Origin of the sequence: Burkholderia theae (assembly GCF_048565265.1) — a bacterium.
Lineage (GTDB): Bacteria > Pseudomonadota > Gammaproteobacteria > Burkholderiales > Burkholderiaceae > Burkholderia > Burkholderia theae.
This window is the reverse complement of record NZ_CP183461.1, coordinates 2,734,046-2,750,677: the sequence shown is the minus strand read 5'-3', so window position 1 is coordinate 2,750,677 and position 16,632 is coordinate 2,734,046. Positions and strand designations below refer to the sequence as shown.

At 68.7% G+C, this 16,632-nt stretch carries 13 protein-coding genes; 7 read left to right on the top strand and 6 right to left on the bottom strand.

Features of this window, described 5'->3' with window-relative positions; all coding sequences use genetic code 11:
• Nucleotides 1–78: 78 nt before the first annotated feature.
• Nucleotides 79–624 carry an META domain-containing protein gene (locus tag ACN22W_RS13005; RefSeq protein ID WP_419684719.1) on the bottom strand — a complete coding sequence of 182 codons (546 nt, stop codon included), beginning with the start codon at nt 622–624 and terminating at the stop codon, nt 79–81.
• A gap of 213 nt (nt 625–837) precedes the next feature.
• Here ACN22W_RS13005 and purT point away from each other — a divergent pair, with 213 nt between their 5' ends.
• The 4 genes from purT (at nt 838) to ACN22W_RS12985 (ending at nt 4,695) form a co-directional block, all read left to right on the top strand.
• Nucleotides 838–2,052, top strand: a complete 1,215-nt coding sequence (gene purT / locus ACN22W_RS13000) for a formate-dependent phosphoribosylglycinamide formyltransferase (RefSeq protein WP_419684717.1) — start codon at nt 838–840, stop codon at nt 2,050–2,052.
• An 18-nt stretch (nt 2,053–2,070) separates the two neighbouring features.
• Complete coding sequence (locus ACN22W_RS12995; protein ID WP_412023313.1) at nt 2,071–2,256, top strand: DUF6726 family protein; 186 nt, start codon at nt 2,071–2,073, stop codon at nt 2,254–2,256.
• A gap of 80 nt (nt 2,257–2,336) precedes the next feature.
• Nucleotides 2,337–2,717 (top strand): MliC family protein, encoded by a 381-nt coding sequence (locus ACN22W_RS12990; RefSeq protein ID WP_129512653.1) that lies wholly within the window; start codon nt 2,337–2,339, stop codon nt 2,715–2,717.
• Nucleotides 2,718–3,111: 394 nt separating this feature from the next.
• Nucleotides 3,112–4,695 carry a DEAD/DEAH box helicase gene (locus tag ACN22W_RS12985; RefSeq protein WP_419684714.1) on the top strand — a complete coding sequence of 528 codons (1,584 nt, stop codon included), beginning with the start codon at nt 3,112–3,114 and terminating at the stop codon, nt 4,693–4,695.
• Between the two features lie 189 nt (nt 4,696–4,884).
• On the opposite strand, the gene gluQRS is transcribed toward ACN22W_RS12985, so the two are convergent.
• Both gluQRS and ACN22W_RS12975 read right to left on the bottom strand, forming a co-directional pair.
• Nucleotides 4,885–5,778, bottom strand: a complete 894-nt coding sequence (gene gluQRS / locus ACN22W_RS12980; protein ID WP_419684712.1) for a tRNA glutamyl-Q(34) synthetase GluQRS — start codon at nt 5,776–5,778, stop codon at nt 4,885–4,887.
• A 22-nt stretch (nt 5,779–5,800) separates the two neighbouring features.
• Complete coding sequence (locus tag ACN22W_RS12975) at nt 5,801–6,655, bottom strand: sulfurtransferase (protein ID WP_193098791.1); 855 nt, start codon at nt 6,653–6,655, stop codon at nt 5,801–5,803.
• A gap of 233 nt (nt 6,656–6,888) precedes the next feature.
• Between ACN22W_RS12975 and dnaE the strand changes: the two genes are divergently transcribed.
• The 3 genes from dnaE (at nt 6,889) to ACN22W_RS12960 (ending at nt 13,171) form a co-directional block, all read left to right on the top strand.
• The gene (gene dnaE / locus ACN22W_RS12970; RefSeq protein ID WP_193098790.1) at nt 6,889–10,422 is read left to right on the top strand and encodes a DNA polymerase III subunit alpha; all 3,534 of its coding nucleotides are present in this window, start codon (nt 6,889–6,891) and stop codon (nt 10,420–10,422) included.
• A 307-nt stretch (nt 10,423–10,729) separates the two neighbouring features.
• The gene (locus tag ACN22W_RS12965; protein WP_419687423.1) at nt 10,730–11,818 is read left to right on the top strand and encodes a glycosyltransferase family 9 protein; all 1,089 of its coding nucleotides are present in this window, start codon (nt 10,730–10,732) and stop codon (nt 11,816–11,818) included.
• A gap of 174 nt (nt 11,819–11,992) precedes the next feature.
• Complete coding sequence (locus ACN22W_RS12960; protein WP_419684710.1) at nt 11,993–13,171, top strand: glycosyltransferase family 9 protein; 1,179 nt, start codon at nt 11,993–11,995, stop codon at nt 13,169–13,171.
• Nucleotides 13,172–13,325: 154 nt separating this feature from the next.
• Here the strand turns inward: ACN22W_RS12960 and ACN22W_RS12955 are convergent, their stop codons facing one another.
• From ACN22W_RS12955 to ACN22W_RS12945, 3 genes are all read right to left on the bottom strand, one after another.
• Complete coding sequence (locus ACN22W_RS12955) at nt 13,326–14,606, bottom strand: O-antigen ligase family protein (RefSeq protein ID WP_419684708.1); 1,281 nt, start codon at nt 14,604–14,606, stop codon at nt 13,326–13,328.
• A gap of 133 nt (nt 14,607–14,739) precedes the next feature.
• A complete protein-coding gene (locus tag ACN22W_RS12950; protein WP_419684706.1) occupies nt 14,740–15,582 on the bottom strand; it encodes a glycosyltransferase family 2 protein in 843 nt (280 codons plus the stop codon).
• 124 nt (nt 15,583–15,706) lie between these two features.
• Nucleotides 15,707–16,459, bottom strand: a complete 753-nt coding sequence (locus tag ACN22W_RS12945) for a glycosyltransferase family 2 protein (protein ID WP_412023320.1) — start codon at nt 16,457–16,459, stop codon at nt 15,707–15,709.
• Nucleotides 16,460–16,632: the final 173 nt, after the last annotated feature.

Genomic DNA, 16,632 nt, shown 5'->3' with positions numbered 1-16,632 from the left:
CGCGCGACGCGTGTGCGCGGCACACGCGCGTGGCGCGCAACGCGAAGGCGGTCGGTCGGCCTTCGCGCGCGCCGTGCATCAGGGGCTCCGGTGCGTGAAGGTCAGCGTGGCGCCGGCATCGGTCACGATCTGCAGCTGCTGCGGCTCGCGCATCTGCACGCCGGTCTTCGCGACGTGGGCGAGCGCGTCGAGGTACGCGTGTTCGAGCTGGCCGCCGAGCGTATTCGGGCAGGCCATTCGCGTGCCGGCGAGCGGCCCGAAGCTCAGCAGGCCGTTCTTGATCGCGTAGGTGCCCATGTAGCGGTTGCAGCCCGAGAACCCGCTGGCGTTCCGGATGCCCGATTCGGTCGACAGCGCGAGCTTGATCGGTTCGCCGTTGTCGCCGTGCGGGATCGCGCGTTGCGTGCCGTCGGCGTTCACCCAGCTGGTGAGTTCCCAGCTCGTATCGTCGAGCAGCTGGACGGCGGCCGGGTTGTACGGGTCGGGCGCGGGGGCGGCGGAATCGGGATGGGTCGGCATCGCGCAGGCGGCGAGAAGCGTGGCAAGCGTCAACGCGCACAGCGGCGCGCGCAACGGGCGAAGCAGGCCGGTGCGTGCGCGTGCGGCTGCGGACAGGTGGGACATGAGCCTCGTTCCTCATCGGATTCTGATCAAGGCGTAAGAGTAACGCACCCGCGCCACGGCAGGCGAGCCGACACTTCACACGTGAAAACGTTCGCGGCCCGCCCGCGCGCCGTTCGAGGCCGGCCATCGACGCAGCCAAACGCGCCAAACCGGCGCCGTGGCGCGTGTTAACATCGATGCCGTTTTCGTCCTCCACCAGAAGCGGGAAATCACATGCAGATCGGTCAGCGGCTCGGTACGCCGCTTTCACCCTCGGCCACGCGCGTCATGCTGCTCGGCGCCGGCGAACTCGGCAAGGAAGTCATCATCGCGTTGCAGCGGCTCGGCGTCGAAGTCGTTGCGGTCGACCGCTATCCGGACGCGCCGGGCCACCAGGTCGCGCATCGCGCGCACGTGATCGACATGACGGACGCCGCCGCATTGCGGGCGATCGTCGAGACCGAGCGCCCGCACCTGATCGTGCCCGAGATCGAGGCGATCGCGACCGACGCGCTCGCGGCGATCGAGGCGGCCGGCCTCGCGGAAGTGATCCCGACCGCGCGCGCGACGCAGCTCACGATGAATCGCGAAGGGATCCGCCGGCTCGCGGCCGAGGAGCTCGGCCTGCCGACGTCGCCGTATGCGTTCGCGGATTCGTTCGAAGCGTTCAGCGCGGCCGTCGCGAAGATCGGCATGCCGTGCGTCGTGAAGCCCGTGATGTCGTCGTCGGGCAAGGGGCAGTCGGTCGTGAAGACCGAAGCCGACGTGAAGTCTGCATGGGACTACGCGATGGCGGGCGGGCGCGTGAATCACGGCCGCGTGATCGTCGAGGGCTTCATCGATTTCGAATACGAGATCACGCAGCTGACCGTGCGCGCGATCGACCCGGCGACGCTCGGCACGCGCACCTACTTCTGCGAGCCGGTCGGCCACGTGCAGGTCGCGGGCGACTATGTCGAGTCGTGGCAGCCGCAGCCGATGAGCGCGGTGGCGCTCGAGAAGTCGCGCGAGATCGCGCACAAGGTCACCGAGGCGCTTGGCGGGCGCGGATTGTTCGGCGTCGAGCTGTTCGTGCGCGGCGACGACGTGTGGTTCTCCGAGGTGAGCCCGCGGCCGCACGATACGGGCCTCGTCACGCTGGCATCGCAGCGCCAGTCGGAATTCGAGCTGCACGCGCGCGCGATTCTCGGGCTGCCGGTCGATCCGGCGCTCGGTACGCCGGCCGCGTCGGCCGTGATCTACGGCGGGCTCGACGAACGCGGGATCGCGTTCGAAGGCGTGCGTGACGCGCTCGCGGTGCCGGGCGCCGACCTGCGCCTGTTCGGCAAACCGGAAAGTTTTGCGAAGCGGCGCATGGGCGTCGCGCTGGCCACCGGCGCGACCGTCGACGAAGCCCGCGAACGCGCGAAGCGCGCCGCCGCGGCCGTCCGGCCCGTGTCGGCCCGTTGACGGAACAAGGAGAGGACGATGGCGCCGATGTGGCTGCGTATCGGAAAACTGGGTGTCGTACTGGCGCTGGCCGCGAGTCTCGCGGGTTGCGGCGTCGCGGCCGCGCCGTGCCGGGTTGCATCTGCCGGGCTCAAGATCGTGCCGCTCGTCGGCCATCTCGCGGCCGCGCCGACCGACGCGTGTGCTGACGTCATCGATCCCTGACAGCGCGACCCGACGCGAAACCAACAATAACCGCGCGCCCCGCGAGGGCGCGTTTCCACCCGTCTCGTGAGAGGACCTGCATGATTCGTCAAACCCTCGCCGCGCTCGCGCTTGCCGGCACCGCCGTTTCGGTCGCGCATGCCGCGCAACTGACCGTTGAGGAAATCGACGCCGATTCGCGCCAGATGACCGTCTACCAGTGCGCGAACCAGAAGCAACCCGTGCGCGTGTCGTACTGGCTTGCCGGCAACGGCCAGAGCTTCGCGCTCGTGCCGGTCAACGGGCGGCAGATGCTGTTCGTCGATACCGTGTCGGCGTCGGGCGCGCGCTACCAGGCCGGCCGTTATACGTGGTGGACGAAGGGCAAGGAAGCGACGCTGCGCGACGAGATCGCCGACCAGAACGCGCCGCCGCTGCTCGGCGACTGCGTACAGGTCGAGAAGAAAAAGAAGAAGGGCTGAACGCCGGGCACGATCGCGAATCTTGCCCGACGGTGCTTGCTGGCGGCCGGCTGCCGGATCTGAAGCCCGGCATCCGGGCCGGCAGCGGACGTCCGGGCAAGATGAATTGGCGATCGGACCCCGGATATCACTCCTTGGTCGAACGGGATAGCCTGACCGGGCCGGCCGTCGACCGCGCGGGGCCTTGCCGGCCGCCGCGCGAACCACCGTTGCGGCCGTTCGCGGCGTTGTCACGGACAGATGGCCGCGCAGTGCTACAATACGCCCCTTTCCGCCGGCATTCGCGCCGAACGGAGTCCGCACGGCCTGATGCCCGGTGTTCGAATTGAACCGGTCCCAAGCGCCAGAGCGGCGCCGCGCGGCGCGCCGCGGCTCCGTCTACTTCCGAATTGTGATGAGCGCAGGCCCGGCTGGCCTGACGCACGATGTCCCCGCCGCGCCTTTTGAGCGAAACGCCACCATGTCCGATTCTGTCGCCAAGCCCGTCGACGCAAACTTCGATCAATTCGGCCTTGCCGCCGATATCCTGAAAGCCATTGCGGAGCAGGGTTATACGACGCCGACGCCGATTCAGGCGCAGGCCATTCCGGTCGTGCTCGCCGGCCGCGACGTCATGGGCGCCGCGCAAACGGGTACCGGCAAGACCGCGAGTTTCTCGCTGCCGATCATTCAGCGCCTGCTGCCGCAAGCCAACACGAGCGCGTCACCGGCGCGCCACCCGGTGCGCGCGCTGATCCTCACACCGACCCGCGAACTTGCCGACCAGGTCGCCGCGAACGTGCACGCCTATGCGAAGCACACGCCGCTGCGCAGCGCGGTCGTGTTCGGCGGCGTCGACATGAACCCGCAGATGGCCGAATTGCGCCGCGGCGTCGAGATCCTGATCGCGACGCCGGGCCGCCTGCTCGACCACGTGCAGCAGAAGACGGCGAACCTCGGCCAGGTGCAGATCCTCGTGCTCGACGAAGCCGACCGGATGCTCGACATGGGCTTCCTGCCCGATCTGCAGCGCATCCTGAACCTGCTGCCGAAGGAGCGCCAGACGCTGCTGTTCTCGGCCACCTTCTCGCCGGAAATCAAGAAGCTCGCGTCGACCTACCTGCGCAACCCGCAGACGATCGAGGTCGCACGCAGCAACTCGACGAACGCGAACGTCACGCAGATCGTCTACGACGTCGCGGAAGGCGACAAGCAGGCGGCCGTCGTGCAGTTGCTGCGCGATCGCGGGCTCAAGCAGGTGATCGTGTTCTGCAACAGCAAGATCGGCGCGAGCCGGCTCGCGCGCAATCTGGAACGCGATGGCGTGGTCGCATCGGCGATCCACGGCGACAAGACGCAGATCGAACGGATGCAGGCGCTCGACGCATTCAAGCGCGGCGAAATCGAGGCGCTCGTCGCGACCGACGTGGCTGCGCGCGGCCTCGACATCGCCGAGCTGCCGGCCGTGATCAACTTCGACCTGCCGTTCAGCGCCGAAGACTACGTGCACCGGATCGGCCGTACGGGCCGCGCGGGTGCGACCGGCGACGCGCTGTCGCTGTGCAGCCCGAACGAGCGCAAGCAGCTCGCCGATATCGAGAAGCTGATCAAGCGTCCGCTCGAAGTGCAGACGCTCGCGCTCGACAAGCCGGCGCGCCAGCGTCACGACGACCGTGGTAGCGAGCGCGGTGGTGAGCGCGGCGGTGACCGTAGCGGCGATCGCAGCAGCGAGCGCGGTGGCGAACGCGGTGGTCGGCGCGAGCGCGACGAGCATCGCGGTGCGTCGGGGCACCGGTCCGCCGGTGCCGAGCGCGGCGGCCGTCCCCGTCGTCATGAAGCGCCGGTCGACGATTTTTTCCTGAAGCCGTACGAGCCGTCGGCGCAGGCGAAGCAGGCGGACGACGTGCAGCACGCGCACCAGCCCGAGAAGAAGGGGCCGAAGCGCCAGGTTGCCGCGCTGCTCGGCGGGTTCGGGATGCCGCGCAAGCCGTCGGCGTAAGTTCGGCGAGACTGGCGAGGCAGCGCGCGAGCGTTGCCGGAGAAACGGGTGCATGCGATGAGCATGTGCCCGTTTTTTGTTTGGGCCGTGGTTTCGTGGGTGATCGGGAAAGGGCGCGGGGCGCCGGCGGGCGATGCAACCGGTACGCGAGCGGCCATCGATCGCCGCGAAATCGGCTCGGAGTGAGCGTTAGCCGGCCAACGGCCCGAAGCTTCGCGCCCACGCAGCCGTCGCGGCCGCATAGAACGCATCCAGCGTCGTGCCCGCCAGCGCGCCATCGGGCGCGAGGCCCAGATGCGCGGCCGCGGCCCGCAGCGCCGGCAGCGGATCGTCGCGTTCGAGCGCGGTGGCGCCCGTCTGCTTGCTGAGCTTCTCGCCGTTTGCATCGACGACGACAGGCACGTGCAGATACCGTGGCGTCGGCACGCCGAGACAGTGTTGCAGATGGATCTGGCGCGCGGTCGAATCGAGCAGGTCGGCGCCGCGCACGACGTGCGTGATGCGCGCGTCGGCATCGTCGACGACGACCGCGAGCTGATAGGCCCATTGCCCGTCCGCGCGCTTCAGCACGAAATCGCCGACGTCGGTCGCGAGGTTCTGCGATTGCGTGTGCTGCCAGCGGTCGTCGAACGTGACGATCGCGTCGTCGCCGTCCGGCACGCGCAGCCGCCACGCGCGCGCGGGCTTGCCGTGCAGGCCGGTGCGGCAGGTGCCCGGATACGCGAGTGTCGTGTGGCGCTCGTGCGCGGCGCGCAGTGAATCGGCGATTTCCTTGCGTGTGCAGCCGCACGGATAGACGAGCCCCGCCGCGACCAACTGCTCGAGCGCGACCGTGTACGCGGCATCGCGTGTGCTTTGCCAGACGGGCGGTTCGTCGGGTGTCATGCCGAAATGCGCGAGCGTCGCGAGGATGTCGTCGGCAGCTCCCGGCACCGTGCGCGGGCCGTCGAGGTCCTCGATGCGCACGAGCCATGCGCCGCCGTGCGCGCGTGCATCGAGCCAGCTCGCGAGCGCGCCGACCAGCGAGCCGAAGTGCAGCGGACCGGTGGGCGACGGCGCGAAGCGGCCGCGATAGCCGTTCATCGGAGCGCGGAGCGACGCGCGGTTACGCGGCGCTGGCTGCCTGCGCGCAGGCCGGGCACGACTTGCCGGGCACGTAGCTCGGCGATTGTTGCGCGTCCGGCGTGACGACCGCGCGGCACGCGAAGCACGTGACGTTCTCGGTGGGCTGGAGTTGCGGGTTCAGCGCGGTGCGATAGTCGAACACGAAGCAGTCGCCGTGATAGTGCGCGCCGCCGACTTCCTCGAAGTACTTCAGGATCCCGCCTTCGAGCTGATACACGTTGTCGATGCCGATTTCCTTCATGTGGATCGCGGCCTTCTCGCAGCGGATGCCGCCGGTGCAGAACGAGACGACCGTCTTGCCTTCGAGATCGGCGCGGTTCGCGTCGATTACTTCCGGGAATTCGCTGAACTTGTCGATCCGGTAGTCGAGCGCGTCGTCGAACGTGCCGACGTCGACCTCGAACGCGTTGCGCGTGTCGAGCATCACGACCGGGCGGCCCGCGTCGTCGTGGCCGCGGTCGAGCCATGCCTTCAGCGTGCGTGCGTCGACGAACGGCGCGCGGCCGAGTTCCGGCTTGATCGCCGGCTTCTTCATCGTGATGATCTCGCGCTTCAGGCGCACGAGCATGCGGCGGAACGGCTGCGAGTCGGACAGGCTTTCCTTGAACTGCAGCGTCGCGAACTTGCCTTCGAACAGCGGATCGTGGCGGATGTACGCGATGAATGCGTCGGCGGCTTCGCGCGTGCCGGCGATGAACAGGTTGATGCCTTCCGGCGCGAGCAGGATCGTGCCGCGCAGGCCGAGTTCGTTGCAGCGGGCGGTGACGAGCGGGCGCCATTGTTCGGTCGCGTCGAGCGACACGAAGTGGTAGGCGGCGAGGTTGACGATGGTCATGATGGTCCGACGGGAAAACGGCCGCGGCCGTGCGGCGGGCGCACGGCGGCCCGCAAAAAAGGGTGCGAAGCCGGGGCGGAGATTCGAAAAACCGTATTATCCCGCAAACGGCGCGCGCATCGGCATCTGGCCATTTGGCCAGCGGCGCGACGCGTCGTCGCGCGCATCGGCCGAACGGCCGGCGCGGGGATTTTTTGGGCAGCCTGTGCGGCGGGGCGGCTACAATAACGCCCATGTCAGATCCTCGCTTCGTCCATCTCCGCGTTCACTCCGAATTCTCGATTGCCGACGGCATCGTGCGTCTCGACGACATCGTCAAGGCGGCGGCCGCCGACGGCCAGGGCGCGCTCGCGCTCACCGATCTCGGCAACGCATTCGGTCTCGTCCGTTTCTACCAGGAAGCCCGCGGCAAGGGCATCAAGCCGATCGCCGGCTGCGACGTCTGGATCGCCAATCCGGACGATCGCGACAAGCCGTCGCGGCTGCTGCTGCTTGTGAAGGACAAGGTCGGCTACCTGAATCTCTGCGAGCTGCTGTCGAAGGCATGGCTCACGAACCAGTATCGCGGCCGCGCGGAACTCGACGCGAGCTGGCTCGACGGCGAGCTCGCGCAGGGGCTGCTCGCGCTGTCGGGCGCGCAGCAGGGCGATATCGGGCTCGCGCTCGCGGCAGGCAACGACGAAGCCGCGCGCCGTCACGCCGAGCGCTGGGCGAAGGTGTTTCCGGGCGGCTTCTACATCGAGCTGCAGCGTTACGGCCAGCCGGGCGCCGAGGCGTATATCCAGCAGGTCGCGACGCTCGCCGCGTCGCTGCAGCTGCCGGTCGTCGCGACGCACCCGACGCAGTTCATGACCGACGACGATTTCACCGCGCACGAGGCGCGCGTGTGCATCTCGGAAGGCGACATGCTCGCGAACCCGCGTCGCCAGAAGCGTTTCACGACCGACCAGTATTTCCGCACGCAGGACGACATGGCCGCGCTGTTCGCCGACCTGCCGTCCGCGGTCGCGAACACGGTCGAGATCGCGAAGCGCTGCAACCTGAAGCTCGAGCTCGGCAAGCCGAAACTGCCGCTGTTCCCGACGCCGGACGGCATGTCGCTCGACGACTACCTGGTCCAGCTGTCGAAGGAAGGGCTCGAGACGCGGCTCGCGCAGCTGTATCCGGCCGAAGCCGAACGCGACGCGCAGCGCGAGACGTACTACAAGCGCCTCGAATTCGAGTGCGGGACCATCACGAAGATGGGCTTTCCCGGCTACTTCCTGATCGTTGCGGACTTCATCAACTGGGCGAAGAACAACGGCGTGCCGGTCGGCCCGGGCCGCGGCTCGGGTGCCGGTTCGCTGGTCGCGTACGCGCTCGGCATTACCGACCTCGACCCGCTGCGCTACAACCTGCTGTTCGAGCGCTTCCTGAACCCGGAACGCGTGTCGATGCCCGACTTCGACATCGACTTCTGCCAGCACGGCCGCGATCGCGTGATCCAGTACGTGAAGGAAAAGTACGGCGCGGACGCCGTGTCGCAGATCGCCACCTTCGGCACGATGGCCGCGAAGGCGGCCGTGCGCGACATCGGCCGCGTGCTCGACCTCGGCTACATGTTCACCGATGGCATCGCGAAGCTGATCCCGTTCAAGCCGGGCAAGCACGTGACGATCGCCGACGCGATGAAGGAAGAGCCGCAGCTGCAGGAGCGCTACGACCACGAGGACGAAGTCCACCAGCTGCTCGATCTCGCGCAGCGCGTCGAAGGGCTCACGCGTAACGTCGGGATGCACGCGGGCGGCGTGCTGATCGCGCCCGGCAAACTGACCGATTTCTGTCCGCTGTACACGCAGGGCGACGACGGCGGCGTCGTCAGCCAGTACGACAAGGACGACGTCGAAGCCGTCGGCCTCGTGAAGTTCGACTTTCTGGGTCTCACGACGCTGACGATCCTCGACTGGGCCGAGCGCTACATTCGCCGCCTCGATCCGTCGAAGGCCGACTGGTCGCTCGCGCAGGTGCCGCTCGACGACGCCGCGTCGTTCCAGATCCTGAAGAAGGCCAACACGGTCGCGGTGTTCCAGCTGGAAAGCCGCGGGATGCAGGGCATGCTGAAGGACGCGCAGCCCGACCGCTTCGAGGACATCATCGCGCTCGTGTCCTTGTACCGTCCGGGCCCGATGGACCTGATCCCGAGCTTCTGCGCGCGGAAGCACGGCCGCGAGAAGGTCGACTATCCGGATCCGCGCGTCGAACCCGTCCTGAAAGAGACCTACGGCATCATGGTCTATCAGGAGCAGGTGATGCAGATGGCGCAGATCATCGGCGGCTACTCGCTCGGCGGCGCGGACTTGCTGCGCCGCGCGATGGGCAAGAAGAAGCCCGAGGAGATGGCCAAGCACCGCGAGATCTTCGCCGAGGGTGCGGCGACGAACGGCCTCACGCGCGAGAAGTCCGACGAGATCTTCGACTTGATGGAGAAGTTCGCGGGCTACGGCTTCAACAAGTCGCACGCGGCCGCGTACGCGCTGCTCGCGTATCACACCGCGTGGCTGAAGGCGCACCATCCGGCCGAATTCATGGCGGCCAACATGACGCTCGCGATGGACGACACCGACAAGGTGAAGATCCTGTTCGACGACTGCGCCGTGAACAACCTCGCCGTGCTGCCGCCGGACATCAACCAGTCGCATTACCGGTTCGAGCCCGTCGCCGAAGCCGACGGCAAGCGCTCGCGCACGATCCGCTACGGCCTCGGCGCCGTGAAGGGCAGCGGCCAGAACGCGATCGAGGAAATCCTGCGCGCCCGCGAGGAAAAGGCGTTCACCGACCTGTTCGATTTCTGCGAGCGGATCGACCGGCGCGTCGTCAACCGCCGCACGGTCGAGGCGCTGATCCGCGCCGGCGCGTTCGATTCGCTGAACCCGAACCGCGCGCAGTTGCTCGCGTCGGTGCCGCTCGCGATGGAAGCGGCCGACCAGGCCGAGGCGAACGCGATGCAGGCCGGCCTGTTCGACATGGGCGCCGAATCGCCGCACGCGCATGCGCTCGTCGACGAGCCCGCGTGGGACGACAAGCGCCGCCTGCAGGAAGAAAAGGGCGCGCTCGGCTTCTACCTGTCCGGCCACCTGTTCGACGCGTATCGCGACGAGGTGCGCCGCTTCGTGCGGCAAAAGGTCGGCGACCTGAAGGAAGGGCGCGACAAGCTGGTCGCGGGCATCATCGCGTCGCTGCGCACGCAGATGACGCAGCGCGGCAAGATGCTGATCGCGCTGCTCGACGACGGCTCGGGCCAGTGCGAGATCACGATCTTCAACGAGCAGTTCGAGGCGAACAAGGCGCTGTTCAAGGAAGACGAGCTGCTGATCGTGCAAGGGCAGGCGCGCAACGACGCGTTCACCGGCGGCATCCGTTTCACGACCGACACGGTGATGGATCTCGAACGCGCGCGCAGCCGTTATGCGCAGGCCGTGCGGCTGACGATGAACGGCAACGCCGACGCGGCCGAGCTGCGCCGCGTGCTCGAGCCGCACGTGTCGAAGGACGATCCGGCGGCCGCGAACGCGGTCGAAGCGCCCGCGCCGCGCGGCGGCGGGCGCGATGGCGGCCGGCGCCCGCAGGCGCCGCTGCCGAACGGGCTCGCGGTCCAGATCCACTACAGCAACGCGCGGGCACAGGGCGAAATGCGCCTCGGCGACGCGTGGCGCGTGAAGCCGAGCGACGTGCTGCTCGCGGAACTGCGCGCGGCGTTCGGCGGCAGCATCGTCGAAATCACGTACTGATCTCGCCCTCACCGAGCGGCTGTCGCGATACGCGGCCCGTCGCATCGCCATCGTGCGGTGCGGCTGGCCGTTTTCACGTCTGCGGGTAATCGGGTCTTGGGGCTGCCGTCCGGACGCTATACAATCCGGCGCTAGCCGCACGGACGCGGCGCCGGTCGCGGTTCATCCGGCGGGCGGCGCCGATATTGCGCGCATAAACGGGGGCGGATCGGTGCAGCGCGCGGCAGCCTGCACCAGGCCGTCCCGGAACCGGATGCCGTGGAACGGCCCGTCGCGACGATAAAAGACTGACAGTCACCACATGACCATGGCCAATGGGAACCCGACGCAGCGGATCCTCGTGATCCGGATTGATTTTCTGGGCGACATGCTGTGCACGACGGCGTTCCTCGGCGCGCTGAAGGAGCGCTGGCCCGGTGCGGAACTGCATGTGGTCGCGAACCGCTACAACGCGGCCGCGCTGGCCGGAAACCCGGACGTGCACAAGATCCACACCTACGTGTACAGCCGCCAGTGCGAACGCAACGACCGTCCCGGGCGGATGCGCGCGCTCGTCGACCGGCTGCGGCTCGTCCGCCGCCTGCGTCGCCTGCGGTTCGACCTCGTGGTCGTGCCGAACGGCGGCATGCATCGCAGCAGCATGCAGTTCGCGCGCCAGCTCGGCGCGAAGGATTGCCGCTGGCACGATGCCGAGACCGAATTCGACGATCGCAAGCCCGAGCACGTCGCACAGCGGCCGATGTGCCATGAGGCGCTGTCGGGTTTTCGGCTCGTGCCCGAACTCGGCCGTGCCGATCTCGACCGCCTGGAACTGTCGGTTCATCCCGATCGCACGCTGCAGGATGCGTGGTATCGCCTGCTTGGCGAGCGTACGAAGCCGCGCGTCGGGCTGTTCGTGTCGAACAAGGCGGTCGAGCGCCGCTGGCCTGCGGACCGCTGGCGCGACCTCGGCGAGCGGCTTGCGCCGTTCGCCGACGTGATCGTGTTCCGCGACCCGGCCGTTCGCGATGCCGCCGAGGACGATGCGTGGCGCGATGTGAGCGCGCGGCATGTCGCGCCGTCGTCGGTCGCCGAACTGGTGGCCGCCGCGAGCCTGCTCGACACGATCGTGTCGGCCGACAGCGCACCCGTGCATCTCGCGTCGGCACTCGGCGTGCCCGTCGCGGCACTGTTCGAGGACCGTCCCGAGAAATACCTGCGCTGGCATCCGCTTGGCGTGCCGCACGTGATCCTGCGAGCCGGTACGACCGTCGATGCGATCGATGTCGACGCGGTCGAGCGCGCTGTGCGTCATCTGCTGACGGAGGCCGGCCATAGTGACAAGCCGGTGGCTGACGCGGGTCGCACGCGTTCCGCGGCGGCTGCGGCGCCCGCGATCATGACGATCGCTTCGTAGCGCCGGAAGTCCCGCGCACGGCCACAGCGCCGGCGCGCGAGCACGTGCCGCACGGCGTGCCGCCGGCGGGGCCCCATCAGGGCAACGGCACGGCCGGTTCGCCATGCCGCGCCGGCTGCGGCAAAATCCTGTACATTGCCAGCCTTGTTCAGCCAGCCAGACAAACCGATCGCCGTGGCCCTGTTTTCCTCCGCCCGCCCGCCCAGAACCATCCTCGTTGCCGCGCCGCGCCGTATCGGCGACGTGCTGCTGACGACGCCGCTCGTGCGCTCGCTGAAGGCCCGCTGGCCGGATGCGCAGATCGACATGCTGGTGTTTCGCGGCACCGAGGGCGTGCTCGAGCACAATCCGGACGTGCGGCGCGTGATCGTCGTCGCGCAGCGCGCGGGAATCCGCGAGCGGCTGCGCGATGCGCTGTCGATGTGGCGTCGTTACGATCTCGCATGCGCGGCACTGAGCTCCGACCGGCCGCGTTTCTATAGCTGGTTCGCGGGCCGCAAGCGGGTCGGCCTCGTCGATCCCAACCGCGTCACGTGGCTGACGCGGATGATGCTGAACGGGATCGCGATCAATCACCACGAATCCGCGCATACGGTCGTCAGTACGCTCGCACTCGCGCCCGTGATCGGCATCGAACCGGTGTCCGAGGTCGTCGCGCCCGGCATCGGCGACGATCCCGCGCGGCGCGCCCGTTTCGACGCGTGGCTCGCGGAGTCGCCGGCGATCCGCGACGGCAAGCCGCTGGTCGTCCTGCATCCGTATCCGATGTTCCGTTACAAGCAATGGCGGCTCGACGGCTGGGTCGAGATGATCGGCTGGCTGCGCGAGCACGGCTTCGCGGTCGCGCTGTCGGGCGGCCCGGCCGACGGCGAGCGCGCGTATGCGGAGCAGGTCGCGGCCGAAGCGGGCGGCGACGTGCTGAACCTGGTTGGCCGCCTCACGTTCGGCGAAAGCGCGGAGCTCGTGCGGCGCGCGCGGCTCTTCATCGGGCCCGACACCGGCGCGACGCACGTCGCGGCCGCAACCGGCACCGACACGATCGCGCTGTTCGGCCCGTCCGACCCCGTGCGCTGGGGGCCGTGGCCGCAGCACTGGCCCGCGACCGAGAATCCTTGGCCGCTGCGCGGCTCGGGGCGGCACGGGAATGTGTGGCTGCTGCAGGGGGAGGGCGATTGCGTGCCGTGCCGGCACGAGGGCTGCGAGCGCAAGGTCGATAGCCACAGCGACTGCCTCGACCATCTCGGCGCGCAGCGCGTGAAAGCCGCGGCGGCCGAGATGCTCGGGCTGACTCCGCCGGGCCCGGCCGAAACCGTCGTCGACACGTCGCGACTGCATCGCGCCGGATCCGACTGACGACCGACGCGCGGAAGCCGCGCGTTTTTTCTTCGTTCGCAGGGAGCTGGTTTCGCGACGAGCCGTGCGGCTCGCTCGCTTTGACGGCGGCGAAGGCGGAGGGGCGCTCCACTGCCACCGAAGCCGGCGGCAGCAGAGCGTGTGCCGTTGCGCGTTACGCGCTGCGCCGGATCGCCGACGTCTCGCGCGGCAGCGCCTCGCTGCGTGCGCCGCAACCGAGCAGGATGCCGGCCAGCAGCACAATCAGGTGCCCTTCGGCGAAATCGAGCAGCAGCGAATTCGCGAGACTGCCGATCGTGAAGATCGCGAGCCACGCGAGCAGCAAATGCCGCGAGCGCGGATCGAGCGTGCGGCTGCCGCGCGCGATCTGCACGATCAGGTTGAGGAACAGCAGCATGCCGAGCGAGCCGAGCTGCACGGCCATCAGCAGGTATTCGTTGTGCGGGTTCGACGTGAGCTGGCCTTCGGCTGCCGTCTTGCCGGCCGAGAGCCTCTCGAATTCGGATTCGAGGCCGCCCGCGCCGTAGCCGATCACGGGGCGCTGGCGATACAGCTCGAGCCCCTTCTTGTACCACTCGAGGCGCAGCCCGGTCGACGTGGCCGCATCGCTCTGCCGGTATTGCTGCACTTCGGTCACGACCTTCGTGAGGCGGCCGTTGTGAATCGTGCTCGCGGCGACCACGAGCGCGACACCGCACAGGACGAGCACGCCGGCGGCGAGCCCCGCGCGCAGCGCCGATTGCCGGCGCAGCAGCAGCACGAAACGCACGGCGACGACGAGGATCAGCAGCAGCGCGATGATTTGGCCCGTGCGCCCTTGCAGCATCACGAACACGTTGACGAGCGACCACACGGCGATGCCCGCATACGCGGCACGGGATAGCGCCGTGCGGGTCGCCAGCGCGAGATCGGCTGCCTGGTAGAACAGCAGCGCGCCGAACATGCCGGCGGCGATGTGGTTCTTGAACACCCAGGCGCGCGACACCGGCAGATCGGTCGCGTGCGCGGGCCCGATCGAAGTCAGTCCGAGATAGTTGGTCGTCGACAACAGCAGGATTACGCACAGCGTGCCGAACCAGCAGCGCCGCACGATCGGCGCCCAGTTCGAATGACGGAACGCGAGCACGGCGAATGGCAGCAGCAGCAGCTTGTCGTACTTGGCGACCCAGTTCCACGCCTTGTTGTGCGGCGCGACCGTGTATGTGACGCTGACGGCCAGCGCGGCAAGGATCAGCAGGGCCGCGAGCGAAGCCGGGTCGGTGACGAACGAGCGCAGGTCGCGCCAGAATTCGGGGGAGATCACGAGCGCGGCGGCGAACAGCCCGCAGAAGACGTTGGTCAGCGCCGTCGAGACGGGCACCATGCAGAGCGCGGCGACGGCGAATGCGCGGGCGGCGGTCAGGCGCCGCGAGGCGGGAGCGGAAAACGAAAGCATCGGAACCTGTCGAATGGACGAATGCGGCTTGCGGGCATCGTGCTGCGCGCCGCGCGTCCCGGCGGGAGACCCGGGACGAACGGCGCAGTATACGCGAAGCAGGGGGTGTTTCCGTGCAGTTTTCGGGGCTCGATCAGCTGAAGATGCGCTTGATCCGCGAGCGCAGCAGCGCGCGTTTCAGGCGCCCTTCGACGGCCGGCGTATCGAGCGCGACGCGCGTGCCGGCCGGCTCGCCGCGATGCAGGTAGTAGCGGTCGAACGTCGCCTGGGTCATACCCCATTTGTTGAGAAACTGGCGGCGGCCGTCGTTCTTGACGATCTTCCCCGTGCTCTTCTGCTGGAAGTGGTACACGAGGCTGTCGCCGACGCCGATGAAGATCCGGCAGCCGGCGTCCCAGCATTTCATCGAGAAGTCGTTGTCGCTGCTCATGCCCGGCGACAGCTCGCTGCTGTAGCCGCCGATGCGGTTCCACCAGTCGCGGTGCACGAGCGTCGGCGGCCAGGTCGAGCCGAGCCAGTCGGCGCGCGCGAGCCGCGGGGTGGCGTCGACGAGGCCTGCCGCGTCGAATTGCTCGGCGTCGCGGCCGAAATTGCTGACGACGACGCACGGGTTGCGCGTGTCGACCGGCTCGACCATCGTGCCCGACAGCATGAAGAGGTCGGTCGGCATCTGTTCGATGCGGCGCACGAGCGCCGCGTCCCAGCCGGGGCAGCAGTACATGTCGTCGTTCATGTAGACGACGTAGTCGCGCGTCGCGCGCGCGGCGGCCAGGTTCACCGCATGGCAGATGCCGATGTTGGTCGGCGACGCGGTGTGCTCGATGCCTTCGCTGCGCACCCAGTCGAGCGTGCCGTCCGAGCCGTCGTTCACGTGCACGATGATCTGGTGGTCGTACGCGGAGTGGCGCCGCAGGCTGTCGACGACGAGCTTGAGGTACGGCAGGTTGTTCCAGGTCGGAATGATGATGGAGAACATGGCGGTCGGATTCGGTGGTCGTCGTGGCGGGCGGCGCGGCCTCTCGGGCGGGCGCGCGCGGCGCGGGCAGCCCGGCATTGTAACGCCGGGCCGGCCGCGTGCCGGCGGCGCGCGGGGCGGGCGTTCAGCGCGCCGGTTCGTGGCCGAGCTTCAGGAAGCGGTAATACACGGTTTCCGCGTTGAACACGGCGATCATGAAGCCCGCGCGGCCGTCGAGGAACCCGCGCCGCAGCACGTAGGTGCGCACGAACGCCCAGGCGCCGCGCGCGAGCGCCTTGCCGAAGCCGCCGCGCTGGCCGGCCGCACGGCGCTGGCGCGCGCCGGCCGTCGAATACGCGTCGAGCTTGCGCACGACGGTTTCGAAATCCTCGTACGAGTAGTGCATCAGCTTGCCGGACAGGCGCTGCGCGGCGGTATCGAACACGAGGCGCTCGTGCACGAGATCGTCCGAGAAACGCGCGGCGCCGCGCCGGAACAGGCGCGGCACCCAGTCCGGATACCAGCCGCTGTGATGGATCCACTGGCCGCAGAAGCTCGACAGCCGGTCGAGCGCATAGACCTGCGCGGCCGGTGCGCGGATCGCATCGCGGATCGACTGCGCGAGCGCGGGGCTGACGACCTCGTCGGTATCGATCGACAGGATCCAGTCGGTGCCGAGCGCGTCGAGCGCGCGGTTCTTCTGCGGGCCGAAGCCCGGCCAGTCGCGCTCGACGATCACGCGCGCGCCGTGCGCCTGCGCGATCGCGACGGTGTCGTCGGTGCTGCCGCCGTCGATGACGACGACATCGTCGGCGAACGACAGCGCATCGAGGCACTGCGCGAGCCGCGCGGACGCGTTGAGGGCGATGAGGGCGACGCCGAGGGAGGGTTCAGCCATGAAATCGTTGGAAAGGCGGAGAAAACGGTGAGCGGCAGTATACCCGCGGCCCGGCTGCGGGCCCCATCGGCCATGGCCGTGCCGGCGGGGGCGGTGCGGCTATAATGTTGGGCCCTTTGAGGCACCCGCCCGACAGGGGCGAAATCCCGGGCGGTCACGCGCCGGGTGCCGCA